At 44.5% G+C, this 13,265-nt stretch carries 10 protein-coding genes; 5 read left to right on the top strand and 5 right to left on the bottom strand.

Going from position 1 to position 13,265, the window contains the following annotated elements:
- Positions 1-4: 4 nt before the first annotated feature.
- Both A6D97_RS04710 and norR read right to left on the bottom strand, forming a co-directional pair.
- A complete protein-coding gene (locus A6D97_RS04710; protein ID WP_017062638.1) occupies positions 5-364 on the bottom strand; it encodes a glutaredoxin in 360 nt (119 codons plus the stop codon).
- A gap of 89 nt (positions 365-453) precedes the next feature.
- Positions 454-2,046, bottom strand: a complete 1,593-nt coding sequence (gene norR / locus A6D97_RS04705) for a nitric oxide reductase transcriptional regulator NorR (protein ID WP_017062637.1) — start codon at positions 2,044-2,046, stop codon at positions 454-456.
- Between the two features lie 368 nt (positions 2,047-2,414).
- On the opposite strand from norR, the gene hmpA reads away from it, so the two are divergent.
- On the top strand, positions 2,415-3,611 hold the full coding sequence (hmpA, locus tag A6D97_RS04700) for an NO-inducible flavohemoprotein (protein ID WP_065583915.1): 1,197 nt from the start codon (positions 2,415-2,417) through the stop codon (positions 3,609-3,611).
- 158 nt (positions 3,612-3,769) lie between these two features.
- Here the strand turns inward: hmpA and A6D97_RS04695 are convergent, their stop codons facing one another.
- Together A6D97_RS04695 and clcA are read right to left on the bottom strand one after the other, a co-directional pair.
- Positions 3,770-4,750: a TDT family transporter gene (locus A6D97_RS04695; RefSeq protein WP_170791803.1), complete on the bottom strand. Its 981-nt coding sequence runs from the start codon at positions 4,748-4,750 to the stop codon at positions 3,770-3,772.
- Positions 4,751-4,956: 206 nt separating this feature from the next.
- On the bottom strand, positions 4,957-6,363 hold the full coding sequence (clcA, locus tag A6D97_RS04690; protein ID WP_017064484.1) for a H(+)/Cl(-) exchange transporter ClcA: 1,407 nt from the start codon (positions 6,361-6,363) through the stop codon (positions 4,957-4,959).
- Positions 6,364-6,914: 551 nt separating this feature from the next.
- Here clcA and A6D97_RS04685 point away from each other — a divergent pair.
- The 3 genes from A6D97_RS04685 to A6D97_RS04675 all read left to right on the top strand — a co-directional run bounded on the left by A6D97_RS04685 (position 6,915) and on the right by A6D97_RS04675 (position 10,152).
- A complete protein-coding gene (locus A6D97_RS04685; protein WP_065583913.1) occupies positions 6,915-7,898 on the top strand; it encodes a GTP-binding protein in 984 nt (327 codons plus the stop codon).
- Positions 7,899-8,080: 182 nt separating this feature from the next.
- A complete protein-coding gene (locus tag A6D97_RS04680; RefSeq protein ID WP_017062632.1) occupies positions 8,081-9,367 on the top strand; it encodes a DEAD/DEAH box helicase in 1,287 nt (428 codons plus the stop codon).
- Between the two features lie 164 nt (positions 9,368-9,531).
- Positions 9,532-10,152: a LysE family translocator gene (locus tag A6D97_RS04675; RefSeq protein WP_017064486.1), complete on the top strand. Its 621-nt coding sequence runs from the start codon at positions 9,532-9,534 to the stop codon at positions 10,150-10,152.
- Positions 10,153-10,407: 255 nt separating this feature from the next.
- Here the strand turns inward: A6D97_RS04675 and A6D97_RS04670 are convergent, their stop codons facing one another.
- A complete protein-coding gene (locus tag A6D97_RS04670; RefSeq protein WP_065583912.1) occupies positions 10,408-12,435 on the bottom strand; it encodes a PhoX family phosphatase in 2,028 nt (675 codons plus the stop codon).
- 254 nt (positions 12,436-12,689) lie between these two features.
- On the opposite strand from A6D97_RS04670, the gene A6D97_RS04665 reads away from it, so the two are divergent.
- The gene (locus A6D97_RS04665; protein WP_017062629.1) at positions 12,690-13,031 is read left to right on the top strand and encodes a YggL family protein; all 342 of its coding nucleotides are present in this window, start codon (positions 12,690-12,692) and stop codon (positions 13,029-13,031) included.
- Positions 13,032-13,265 lie beyond the last annotated feature (234 nt).

Below are 13,265 nucleotides of genomic sequence, written 5' to 3'. Positions count from 1 at the left end.
TTGCTTATGCAAACTGCTTTTCTAAGTAAGTCACGATATCTGAAGATTCGTACATCCACTCAGTTTTACCGTCTTTTTCGATACGTAGACAAGGCACTTTCACACGACCGCCGCCAGCTTCAAGCTCAGCACGGTGTTGCTCGTTGTTTTTTGCATCACGAAGTTCAAATTGAACCGACTGACGTTTCATCGCGCGGCGCACTTTCACACAAAATGGGCACGCTTCGAATTGGTATAACGTGTGCGTTTTTGCTTGCTCATTTACTTTGCTTTGTTCTTCTTGAGAACGCTTCACACCACGTGGGCTGAAAACAAAATTTAATAACAAGATGACACGACCTAAGAACCAACGGATAAACTTCATAACTCTCTCTACATATTTAAAATTAGCGTTACAATTTGCAGCATTATATACACAAGTTTTGTCAGATGCTCGCAACAAACCGCTAATATCTATTTTGTCCGTTCGATCGTATGAGACTTAGCCACATTTAGCCCTAAACGCTTAGACAGTCGAGTCAGATTTGCTCGGTCTGTTTTCAGAACTCGCCCTGCTTGTGCCCAGTTAAAGTTGGCATCTTCCAACACCTCAGTAATGATACTGCGTTGAAAATCGTCCGTTGCACCACGTAGCCCTGCAGAAAGGTCGATCGTTGGTGTCGATAATGGTGTGTTTTTCACCTGAGTCGTCGCAATTGGCTGATCTTGGTCTAGAGGACCACAATCTTCCTTGGTGATTGTCACCAGGTTTTTATTGGTGCTGCGCGCTAACGCTTTCAATGCGGAACGACTGATCACATGCTCAAGTTCACGCACGTTACCCGGCCAACCATAACGGTTTAGGAAAGAAAGAACGTCGGAGCGGAACTTAACTTGGTTGATACCAAGCTTACGACGCGCTTGTTCTAAGAAGAAACCCGCTAATAGGCTGATGTCGTCACCACGATCTTTCAGTGCTGGCACCGCGATAGGATACACACTCAATCGGTGGTACAAATCGGCTCTGAATCGACCGTCTTCAACTTCTTGTTTTAGATCTCGGTTTGTCGCTGCCAATACTCGCACATCAATGGTTTGAATGTTGTCTTGGCCAACCGGTTGGATTTCGTTGTTTTGCAGCGCACGTAGGAGCTTACTTTGAGCGGCCAAAGGCAATTCACCAATCTCATCAAGGAACAGTGTGCCACCATCGGCTAAAGCAAATTTACCTAAGCGGTTTTTGTCTGCGCCAGTGAACGCGCCACGAACGTGACCAAACAGTTCACTCTCTACTAAGTTTTCAGAAATTGCAGCACAGTTTACGTAGACGAGTGGGTTACGTTTACGTTGAGATTGGTGGTGCAGGGTGCGAGCCACAAGCTCTTTACCAACCCCGGTGTCACCATGAATCAAGATATTAAACTCAGATGGAGCTACAACAGCGATGTCGTTCTTAAGCGCGACCATGGTGTCACTGTTACCAATCAACTCACCGCCGTCACGTTCCCACGCTTCTACGTTCAATTCTTCGAGTAATTGCTTTGACTGTTTTGCTTGATGTTCAAGTTGCGAGAAGGTCAGTGCCATCTGCATGGTTGAGGCTGCAATAGCCGCCAGCACTTCAAGGTTACGCGCCGGAATATTCGCGAAGACATCAGGTTTCAAGCTGTCTAGAGTCAGAATACCTAAGAGCTTATCGCCAAATAGCAAAGGCAAGCCCATACAAGCATGCATTGGTAAATCGCCATCATGGTCAATAAGCAAACCATCGAAAGGATCGGGTAAGGAGCTGTCAGCATCGAAACGAACAGGAGAGCGAGACGCGCAGATCTCTTCAAACCGTGGGTGTTCTGAAATGATAAAGCGACGACCGAACGTATCTCGGCTGAGCCCTTGCATTGCGATAGGTACTAGCGTGTCGCCTTGAAGGCTTAAAAGCGCGACACAATCACACGTTATGGTTTTGCGAATGGCATCGATCAGGCGATTGAAACGATCTTGATCGTTGACACCACTTGCGAGGCCAATGGTCATTTCCATGAGGGTAGATGCGGAGATATCTTGCATAAAAAACTCTAACTGTGTGTGTTTATCTACATAATAGAGTCTTATTGACTTAAAAAAAAGGTCTTTTTGACATTTTTATAAGATGAGTTTTGAGAAGAAAACCAGTAATGACGGGGATTGATAAAGTTGGCACTGATTGTGCAGAAGATACAGAGAAGCCCAATTATAGCGCTGATTAAACAGACTATTCTTGATCTCAATCAATCAGGTTGCATTAATCAGGTTTCGCGATTTTTTGAAATGAAAACGAGTCAAAATAACTCAGTTTCTAAAAATAACTAAGGTTTCAGAAAATCGATAAGTCATTCTTAATTTTTAGTAGTCAAAATGACATATAGGTCATAAGGCTCAGTGTTCGGAGTAAATTCATGCTTAACAATGCACATATCGAAATCATCAAATCTACTATTCCTCTACTTGAGAGCGCAGGCCCAGCTTTAACTCAGCATTTTTATCAACGTATGTTCACGCATAACCCTGAGTTGAAAGATATCTTCAATATGACTCACCAAAGAACAGGTCGCCAAGGCGTAGCACTGTTTGAAGCTATCGCGGCATATGCAAAGAACATTGAAAATCTAGCAGCGTTAACAACTGCCGTTGAACGTATTGCTCAGAAACACACAAGCTTTAACATTCAACCAGAGCACTACCAAATTGTTGGTTTGCACCTGATTGAGACATTACGTGAACTAGCTGCTGACGCCTTTACTCCAGAAGTGGAAGAAGCATGGACAGCCGCTTACCTATTCTTGGCGCAAGTATTCATCGATCGTGAAGCTGAACTTTACCTACAGCGTAAGCAAGCTGTTGGTGGTTGGGAAGCAGCGCGTGCGTTTGTGATTGCAGACAAAATCGAAGAGTCAGCGCTAGTAACAAGTTTTATCCTTCAGCCAAAAGACGGCGGTGAAGTTCTGGATTACACACCAGGTCAATACATCGGTATCGAAGTGAAACCAGAAGGCTCTCAATACAGCGAGATTCGTCAATACTCACTGTCTGATAAGCCAAACGGCAAGCAATACCGTATTTCTGTTAAACGTGAAGGACAAGGCCAAGAGACACAAGGCGTTGTATCTAACCACCTACACGATAAGGTTGCTGTTGGTGATGAGGTTAGCCTATACGCACCAGCGGGTGACTTCATGTATCAAGAGCGCAGCAAGCCAGTAACACTTATCTCTGCAGGTGTTGGTGTAACGCCAATGCAGTCTATGCTTGAGTTCCTAAACACGGAAGATAAAAACGAGCCAGTACTTTACCTTCACGCTTGTGAGAACGTAGGCCAACACTCTTTCACGACTCGTGTTAAAGATATTGTTGCCGACAAAGGTTGGGAAGCGAAAACGTGGTACATGAACAAAGATGAATCTGCATGTGAAAACACGCATCAAGGTCAAATGGATCTAGCGTCTATCTCTGATACTAAAGGCTTTGAAGAGAGCGATTTCTACATCTGTGGTCCTGTTGGTTTCATGAAGAACATCGTAGAGCAGCTAGATGCAATGAAAGTTGACCGTTCACGCGTTCACTACGAAGTATTCGGCCCTCACGCTAACTTCTAATAGGTCTCGGCATTTCTAGTAACACTCGCCTGAACTATTAATACCTTGCCTATTCAAAGGCCTCACAGTGTGAGGCCTTTTTGGGTTTGGTTGGTTTTGTCTGACATCATCGACTACTGCAGAACACGATGGTTCAGCTAAGATCTTTTCGCTTCTATCTAAGAACGTTTCATCTTCTTGGACATGTAGTCGGAATCGAAAAACTCAGGCCAGTACATTTTTACGTAACCACCGGCAACCCAAATCACTAGAATGGTGGCGATGGTTAGCTCAAAGAAACCAAACTTGTGTAGCCAATACCATTGTGGGTATTCCGCGCCGAAAAATGTAGTTAGACGATGCATGGCAATAGCGCTGATCACAGATGGGAAGGTGACGGCAGCAATCGAAGGTTGGAACTTCAAACGCATCAGGCGGATGTAACACAAGTAAATCAACAAAGTCATGGTGATGGCAATGCCCGCCAATGCACCTGTTAGAATCGGGTCTGGGTTGTCGAAGTTAACCAAGTAAGCGGCTAAAGATAAGTTAACCGGAGCTGCCATGATAGCGAGTGTTGGTCTTGCTCGGCGAGGAAGATTGCCTTCGAACACCAAGCGGTACAACACCACTGGCAACATAAGGAAATAGATACCAATACAAGTGACCGCAAGTGTTTCTGAAAATACGGTGTGCCCGAACTGTGTGCCAGCTAAGGAACTGCTGATCAAACCGACCGGATACAGAAACCAACTCGGTACAATGTTCGACATTTTGAAGTTGATGATCTGAAAACTGAAGAACAACACCATCATGGTAAAGTGAAGCAATAGCGCGCAGAACCAAACTGGGTAGGCGATAGCTGGCGATATCTCGGCTAAATAGTCGCACAGAATCAGTAAAGCCATGCTCATTGGTGCCATCAAGCTTCCGCTTAACGGGTGGCGAATATCATTAATGAAGGTATTAAAGCTCGTTAAATAGCGCAGTAAAACAGGCAGCAATAATAGCGCGCCGAATGCAGCGAGGTAGGGACGAATTATCTCACCAATGCCCGGGATATATAACGCCCAAGCTTGTCCTAACCCAATAACGCCAAGTGCTAAAGACGCCTGAGATGGCGGCACATTTTTTACTTGGGTTAATCTTCTCCAGTTCAACGACTTGCTCCGACTTAGTTAATTACAGAATATTGGACTATTTGCCTTAGTTAGAGTGTGTAGGTCTTCCATCAATAGATTTTGAGGGCACTCAACTAATTTTGAGTGGATGATACCAAGTTTAACGTTTGCTTTTTTGATTTTGATACGGAATCGGGAGATTAAGCACGTTGAATGTGTGCTTTTGTTTCATGAGTCATTTGTAATTAACGTACTTCCTCTTGTTGAGGGAGATCTTGTTGTCTTAGTTTTTCGTTTTTCAGCGTACGGTTAAGCAGTTGACTGTAAATTGGCTGCCCACCTAACATTTGAGCAATGATTACCGCACCTAAGCAGGTGATGATCAACGGCAGGATCAGGTAGTAGTTATTGGTCATTTCGATAACCAACAGTATGCCAGTGATAGGCGCTCGCACGGTGGCGGCAAATAATGCTCCCATGCCAGCAATTGCAAACATACCCGGTTCAATATTAAGTTCGGGAAAGAATGCCGCTGCGATAAGCCCGAACGCATAACCAAAGAGTGTTCCTAGCGCAAGCATTGGTGCAAAGATACCGCCTGGCGCACCAGAGCCGAAACAAAGCAGAGTAGTGAGGACTCGGCCTAAGAAAATCAACAGCAACACATTGGCGCTGTAGCTGCCATTCGTGATGTTCGGGATGATACCAATACCACCACCAGTTAATTCAGGTATATAGAGCAGCAACAAGCCAAAGCAACCACCAAGTAGGGTACCTGTCATCAAGTAGCGTTTACGGTCATTCTTGTGGATCGCCACAAACAGGTCTTGGGAAAGCGTAATCAGCTTATTGAAAATTACACCAAACAGACCGAATAACACTCCTAACAATAAGAATAACCAAAGTGCGTCGAGTTCAGGCGGCTGGTACTGAGGCATTGTAATAACGGCAGATTGGCCATTGATAGAACGAAATACAATGTTGGCTGAAACTGCTGAGATGATGACGGCTTTGATTGATATGAGTGAGTAGCGAAACTGTGGTCTCATCTCCTCAACCACAAACATGATGCCAGCTAGCGGTGCATTGAATGCGGCGGCTAAGCCACCAGCGGCACCTGAAGCCAACAGTGAATGGCGAGTGTCATCATCTTTGACTCGAAAGATATCTGTGACCATACGACCGATACTGCCGCCCATTTGAACGGTTGGCCCTTCGCGGCCTAAAACCATACCAGAGCCTAACGCGCCCATGCCGCCAAAGAATTTTACGGGTAATACTCTCCACCATCGAACAGGGCGCATGCCGTCCATTGCACCTTCGATTTCAGGGATACCTGAACCAGCAGCTTCTGGAGCAAAGCGATGAACGAGGAAATAGCCAATAAAGGCGAATGCAGCACTAATAAGGAAAGCAGCAAGCCACAGTGGTAAATGGCTACCGATTTCATCTTTTAGCCAATCGGTACGAGTTTCTGTGATGAAATGAACCGCAACTTCGAAATAGGTACCCACTACACCCGCAAGTACACCCACAATACAAGAAAGAAAGAGAACTGAAGCTGGGGTCTTATCTCTTGAGAGAAATTGATTAATAGCATCCCTTGGCATCTTGGCTAGTAAGGACTGCTTAATTTTCTCTCTTCTGGTCATAAAGATAAGTTTCCTGAATGAGTTAAGGCGGGGTTGCATTAAATTATACGCTTCCTCTGCATATCCTATAGCAACAAAGTTGAAAAGTTGAATTTCATTTATGGAATGTACGTGTTACATAAATAGAATATATGCTCAATAGTGGAATCACCGTCACAGTTTTGAACGATTCTCTGGCGGCGGCTTGAATATCCCCAAAAATGAACCATAGTTAAATCGTAAAGCAACATAACGAACCGCAAGGAGAAGTGAGGTTTTACACACAATTTGGATGGATTCAGAAACAAAGTTTTAGTTCCTCGTTAAATGTTCAGGTCGATATTTAAGGCTTCCTGATTCGCGAACTCACGATTGAGTAACGAGGGTGAGGCGTACTGAGTAAGTACGCCTTTAGTTCGTCTGGAGCATCCCATTTCCACATTCTGCCTCTACTGTTTATCTCTTCTGATTATTTTCGCGCCAACCTCTATTAACGAATCTCAGTGTAAACAATCGATTGGGGTCAACTTTTTGGTGATTGAGTATATACTCCCTTAAAAAGGAGAACTGATATGACTAAAAAAGTTCCTACGAACATCATTACGGGTTTCTTGGGTGTTGGTAAAACGACAGCCATCTTGAACCTGCTAAAAAATAAACCTGAGAATGAAAACTGGGCTGTTCTGGTTAATGAGTTCGGGGAAATCGGTATTGACGGTGCATTAATGACAGATCAAGGCGCTTTGATTAAAGAAGTGCCGGGTGGCTGTATGTGTTGTACTGCGGGCGTGCCGATGTCGGTAGGTATTAATGCCTTACTTCGCCAAAAGCCAGACCGTTTATTGATTGAGCCGACAGGGCTTGGTCACCCTAAACAAGTGATTGCGACACTAACTTCAGAGCAATACACACCTTATGTTGATTTAAAAGCGACGCTTGGCTTGGTTGACCCACGAAACTTATCCAATGAAAAGTACACCTCGAATCAGAATTTCAATGATCAACTGGATAGTGCAGATGTGATTCTTGGTACTAAGGTTGACCTTGTTCATTCTGAAGATATCGATGTGTTTAATGATTGGGTGACGGATCAATCGCCAGCAAAAGTCTTCCATAAGCTAATTCACGATGGTGAAGTGCCATTGGAAGTGTTGGACATTGAAAGAGTATACGGCGGTGCTTCCTCTCATATTGAAGCGCATCATCATGATCACGCTGAACAAGAGCCTCAATTCCAACTTCCTCCCGGTGAAGCTTTCATCCGTAAAGAGAATAAAGGTCAGGGCTATTTCAGTTGCGGTTGGTTGTTTGGCGCAGAACATAAGTTCGACTTCGATGCGCTATTCTCTATGTTGTCAGATCTAACGGCCGAGCGTGTAAAAGCTGTCGTGAACACTGACCAAGGTTGCTATGCATTCAATGTGGCGAATCAAGTCGTGTCTGTGAACGAAATTACGCTTGATGGCTTTGAATCTCGATTGGAAGTGATCGACTCGCAGCTCATGCCATGGGGCGAGCTCGAGCAGATTCTACTCAAGCTGTGTGGTATCAAATAGCCCTGTTTTTGCTGTTTGAACCAAGGATCTCGGTGTTTACTTCGTTTAAGGTGGGGTAAACACCAGATTAAATGAGAAAGTTTGCGTTATATCACGATAAATGTGAGATAAATCACTCTAATTACTTTATAGTGCTCGGCTGAAATAAGAATGTAGGCTGTCTGCTTAAGGAACCCGTAACAATGTCATTTTCCTCTCAAGGTTTTGCTCCTGAATTAGTCAAAGCGTTGACTGAGTGTGGTTATGAAAAACTCACTCCAATTCAACAAAAAGCGATTCCAATGGCTCGTAAAGGCCATGATATTTTTGCTACTGCTCAAACCGGTACGGGTAAAACAGCGGCATTTTCATTGCCTGTTATCCAACACCTTTTGAACAGCGGTAAAAAGGCGTCTAGAGGAACGGCTCGCGGCCTTATTCTTGCTCCAACTCGTGAGCTTGCTGCGCAGATCGCTCAAAACATTAAAGACTACGTTAAATACACAGATCTAAGTGTTTCTGCGGTTTACGGTGGTAACAAGATGTCTTCACAAGTTCGTCAACTAGAACTGGGTGTGGATATTTTGGTTGCAACACCTGGCCGTTTAGAAGAGCACTTAGAAGCGGGTAACGTGTCTATTGCTAACCTAGAATTTCTAGTATTTGATGAAGCTGACCGTATCCTTGATATGGGCTTTATCAATGCCGTTCGTAAGATCATGTTGGATGTAGAAACATCACCGCAAATCATGATGTTCTCTGCAACGACTTCTACTCAGTTAAACCAACTGTCTGTTGATATTCTGCGTAAACCAAAACGTATTAGTGTTGAGCGCGAAAACTCAACGGCTGCTACGGTGGGCCACGTGGTTTATCCAGTGGATCAAGAACGTAAAACAGAACTGCTTTCTGAGCTGATTGGTCGTAAAAACTGGCGCCAAGTGCTTGTTTTTGTTAACTACAAAGAAACAGCGAACGATGTAGTTAAAGAGCTTAAGCTAGACGGCATTAAAGCAGTACTGTGTCACGGTGATAAAGCGCAAAGTGCTCGTCGTCGTGCTCTAGACGATTTTAAAGAAGGTAAAGCGCGTGTAATGGTAGCAACCGACGTTGCGGCTCGTGGTCTTGATATCGAAGACTTACCACACGTAATTAACTACGACATGCCTTTCCTAGCAGAAGACTATGTTCACCGTATTGGCCGTACAGGTCGTGCAGGTAAGCAAGGTCACGCTGTCTCTTTCGTTAACCGCGAAGAAGAGCTGACTGTCGTTCAAGTTGAAAAACTGATTCAACAGCGCATTCGTCGTGTTGAACAACCGGGTTATGAACCGAAGAAACGTGATGCTTACATCGAGAAGCTGAACACTAAATCGGCTTACAAAAACCGTCAGGGTCGTAAGAACAACGCGAACGAAGAGCCACAAGATCAAGCAAGCGCTGAACGTCGTTTGACTATGATGAAGCGAATTAAAAACCGTCGTAAGTAATTACGGTTGGTGATTGAAAAGAGCCACTGTTATGTGGCTCTTTTTGTTTGTATTGATCGCAATATTGTTTATTGTCATTACTGCTTCGTTTCAACCTCGCTTCATTTCAAGCCCGATCAAGAAACAAGAACTAATAAATAAAAACAAGTCGATAAGGTAATAATATGGATAGCGCACTACTTTGGGCTTTTATTCCCACGTTTTTCTTCGTGTCAATCACGCCCGGTATGTGTATGACTTTGGCGTTGACACTTGGAATGAGTGTTGGATACAAGCGTACATTATGGATGATGATCGGTGAACTGGCTGGTGTCGCTGTGGTTTCTATTGCCGCGGTATTGGGTATCGCTTCGATCATGTTGAATTACCCATGGCTATTTACGGGCTTTAAATTTGTTGGTGCGGGTTACCTGTTTTATTTAGGCGTTCAGATGTGGCGTTCGAGAGGCAAACTGGCGATCAGTACTGACAACCAAACAACAAAAGTCAGCAATGATTGGGACTTGGTGGTTCAAGGTTTTGTCACTGCAATTGCGAACCCAAAAGGCTGGGCGTTTATGATTTCTTTGCTGCCTCCTTTTATTAACAGCAATAAAGACTTAGCACCGCAGTTGTTCATTCTCGTGTCAATCATTCTGGTTTCTGAGTTTGTTTGCATGACCTTATACGCGACAGGCGGAAAGAGCTTAAAGCATATGCTGGGCAAAGCCGACAATGTTAAGTTGATGAACCGCATTGCAGGTACGTTGATGATGGGCGTTGGTGTTTGGTTGTTCGTGAGCTAATTCTGGTTAGCCTACAACGAGCAGAGATCCCCGACTCAGTCGTTCCTCCTTCTCGAGGGTGACGCGTACGTGGGATGATGACGACTTAGGATTACGGTGAGTTTTGAAAATTCGGATTCTTACTTAAACCGAAGAATGCATAGAATATAAAAAGAGCGATAGGGCATTTGGCCTTATCGCTCTTTTTGATTTTACTTAGCTAGATAACAGAAACTAGATAACAGAAATGTTTCTGATCTTAGCTAGATTTGCGTATTAAACCGCGATTTCACCGCCGTCTTCACGACGAATCACAACCGTAGATGCTCTTGGACGAACATTGCCTTGAGTTTGTGCTGTTGCATCTTCAGACGATGGCCAGTTTGCAGGGTGTTGAATGTTCACAAACAGTGATTTGAAATCTGGGCTGATGGTAAAGCCAGTCACTTCACAACCGTTTGGACCCACAAAGAAGCGTTTAAGCTGTGCTTGGTTGTTTGCATCAATCACCGCACTGTTGCCGTTGTCATCCGTTAACTGAGATGGAACCACTGCCAGCATTTGGTCATTGGTGTAGCCAGTGACTTCGTCTGCGCCGTTATCTGTCTGAATCCACAAGATGCCACGAGCATCAAACGCTAAGCCGTCAGGGCTCGCGAATTGGTTCATGTCTGTTAGACCAGAGCGGTTAATAGACTTGTCTTCCACTGCTGGTGAACCAAATACGAAGATATCCCAATCGAACTCGCCTGCCGTTTTGCCTTCATCCCAACGGATAACATGACCGAACTTGTTGTCTACGCGAGGGTTCGCAGAGTTCGCTTCTTTACGCTTGTTGTTATTAGTCAGCGTTAGGTAAGCCGTACCCGTCATTGGGTCAACAGAGCACCATTCAGGGCGATCCATTGGCGTTGCACCAACAAGGTCGGCAGCGCCCGCTGTATTGATGATAAGCGCTGCTTGAGAGTCAAATGAATCACCTAGCTTGCCGCCGTTTGTAGTCTTGCTGCCCAACGTTAGTGGTAGCCACGTACCTGAACCGTCATCGTTGAACTTAGCCACATACAGCGTGCCTTTATCCATGTACTTGTCACCCGCACTTAGGCGATTACTCGGTTCTGCGTCACGCGGGTCCCATTTCTCTTCAGAAACAAATTTGTATAGGTATTCAAAGCGAGAATCGTGACCAGAGTAGAATACGATTGGCTCGCCTTCGGTCAACTTACCAAACGTACAGCCTTCGTGACGGAAACAACCCAGTGCAGAACGTTTCTTAGCGCGAGAGTTTGCTGTGTATGGGTCTATTTCAACAATGTAGCCGTGACCGTGTGCTTCGTTACGGTAATCGTCCATTGCTGACTCACCTGTTGGTGTTACGTCAAAGCGAGCAAATTCGTCTAGGCGTTCTTGTTTGTTACCTGAAAGCGTGTCCCAACCGTAACGTGTTTTGTCAGTAGCGATACCAATACGTTCTTGCGCTGGTGTTGTCTCGCCTTTGTTAACGAAATAACCCGGCCAGTTTTCTTCACACGTTAGGTAAGTGCCCCATGGTGTGTAGCCATTACCACAGTTGTTCAACGTGCCACGAGCTTGGCTGCCGTCTTGTGAGAACTTGGTTTTGGTAAATTCACTGTGTGCAACAGGACCAGACAGATCCATTACGGTCGCGCCTGTGTAGCGGCGGTTCAGAGGATCGTTATCGACCATCACCCATTGGTTGCCTTCAAGTTTTACACGAACCACACTCACGCCGTGTGCGTTGATCTCTTTACGTACTTCATCAAGGCTAGGGCGGTTGCCTTCATCGTATGTAGGACCATTACCGTGCAGTGCTTTTTGGTCGATGTATTCGTGATTAATCACCAACAAACCGTCGTTGCTGTTGCCATTAAGCGGGAAGAAGTGCATGCCGTCGTGGTGCATGCCCAGTGAGTTTGCTTGATCTTGTGCGTTGTTGGTTCCATCTTTTAACCAAGCATTGCCTTGCTTGTTAAGTGGAGTACCCCAAGGAACCAATACTTGTGCTGTATAGCCTTTTGGCACAACGACACTGTCTGTCAGTGAGCCTTTAACCGATTCGAATGCAAGTGTAGCAGTGCTTTTTTGCGGTGCGCTAGATGATGCTGTCGCCGCGTGCGCTGTGCTGTGGCCTGCTAAACCAAAAGCACCAAACGCCGTCATTGCACTGATGCCTAAACCGCCTTTGAGAACATTTCTTCTTGAAAGGTTCGCATCTAAAACTTCTTCGAAGGGTTTGTTTTTGCTCTTATTAAAACGAGTGCTATCAAATGTTTCCTTGCTCATCTTTACTGCTTCCTATTGGCTGATTTTATTATTCGTTATTCATGACTTACCCACCTACTAACTAATTGGTTAATAAGTTGGGTCAATGTGTGACTAATCGTGAAGCAGTTAAGTGACAGATTTTTATAGATTTGATTAAGGTTTTGTTTCTGTAGCACGATTTTTGCCATTAACACCCTTGTGTAATACAAAACTCTTGGGGATTGATGTGGAACTGTGTATAAATGCTTTATCAAACGAAAAGAGAGGCAGTTATGAAATTAGATAAAATCGAAAACAAAAATCGTCGCCTACGCAAAAAGCTATACCTAGGTGAATTCGCGATTCTGGGTTTTGAAGTAAGCTGCAAGACATCGATTACTGATTTTGATCAATACGATGTGTTCATTGATGAGTTCATTGATTTCATCGACAGCATCGGTCTGTGCTTTGGTGGCGGCGGCCTTGAGCTGTTTGAAGGTTTCTTATGCTCAATTGAGCGCTACCGTTCAGTAACAGAAGCAGAACAACTGCAAGTTGCTCAATGGCTTGAAGCTCGTGCTGAAGTAAGCAAAGTGGAAGTTAGCGAACTGATTGACGCAAACTACGCGTTCTAATTTGATGTTGTGTTGTTAGCTCGATTGAAAGGCCAAATACGGCTTAGGAAAGAGTAACAACAGTACGCTAGAATAAAGGCCGAATCGTTAAATCGATTCGGCCTTTTTGCGTTTTATTCGTTCCATTTCTATTCTTTATCTTCTTTTCTATCCCTTCTGACGTAAATGATAAATTGATATTTTTCGATTAAATATTAGTACTTTATCGCTATTTTTATTTGCAGTAATAAGTTT

This window comes from Vibrio sp. ZF57 (assembly GCF_001691235.1).
Lineage (GTDB): Bacteria > Pseudomonadota > Gammaproteobacteria > Enterobacterales > Vibrionaceae > Vibrio > Vibrio crassostreae_C.
Note: the sequence above shows the minus strand (reverse complement) of the source record. Positions and strands in the feature narration are given on the sequence as shown.

Excerpts from the sequence above, each read along its gene's own strand:
- A6D97_RS04710 (WP_017062638.1), bottom strand. The coding sequence starts at position 364 with ATGAAGTTTATCCGTTGGTTCTTAGGTCGTGTCATCTTGTTATTAAAT.
- norR (WP_017062637.1), bottom strand. The coding sequence starts at position 2,046 with ATGCAAGATATCTCCGCATCTACCCTCATGGAAATGACCATTGGCCTC.
- hmpA (WP_065583915.1), top strand. The coding sequence starts at position 2,415 with ATGCTTAACAATGCACATATCGAAATCATCAAATCTACTATTCCTCTA.
- clcA (WP_017064484.1), bottom strand. The coding sequence starts at position 6,363 with ATGACCAGAAGAGAGAAAATTAAGCAGTCCTTACTAGCCAAGATGCCA.
- A6D97_RS04685 (WP_065583913.1), top strand. The coding sequence starts at position 6,915 with ATGACTAAAAAAGTTCCTACGAACATCATTACGGGTTTCTTGGGTGTT.
- A6D97_RS04680 (WP_017062632.1), top strand. The coding sequence starts at position 8,081 with ATGTCATTTTCCTCTCAAGGTTTTGCTCCTGAATTAGTCAAAGCGTTG.
- A6D97_RS04675 (WP_017064486.1), top strand. The coding sequence starts at position 9,532 with ATGGATAGCGCACTACTTTGGGCTTTTATTCCCACGTTTTTCTTCGTG.
- A6D97_RS04670 (WP_065583912.1), bottom strand. The coding sequence starts at position 12,435 with ATGAGCAAGGAAACATTTGATAGCACTCGTTTTAATAAGAGCAAAAAC.
- A6D97_RS04665 (WP_017062629.1), top strand. The coding sequence starts at position 12,690 with ATGAAATTAGATAAAATCGAAAACAAAAATCGTCGCCTACGCAAAAAG.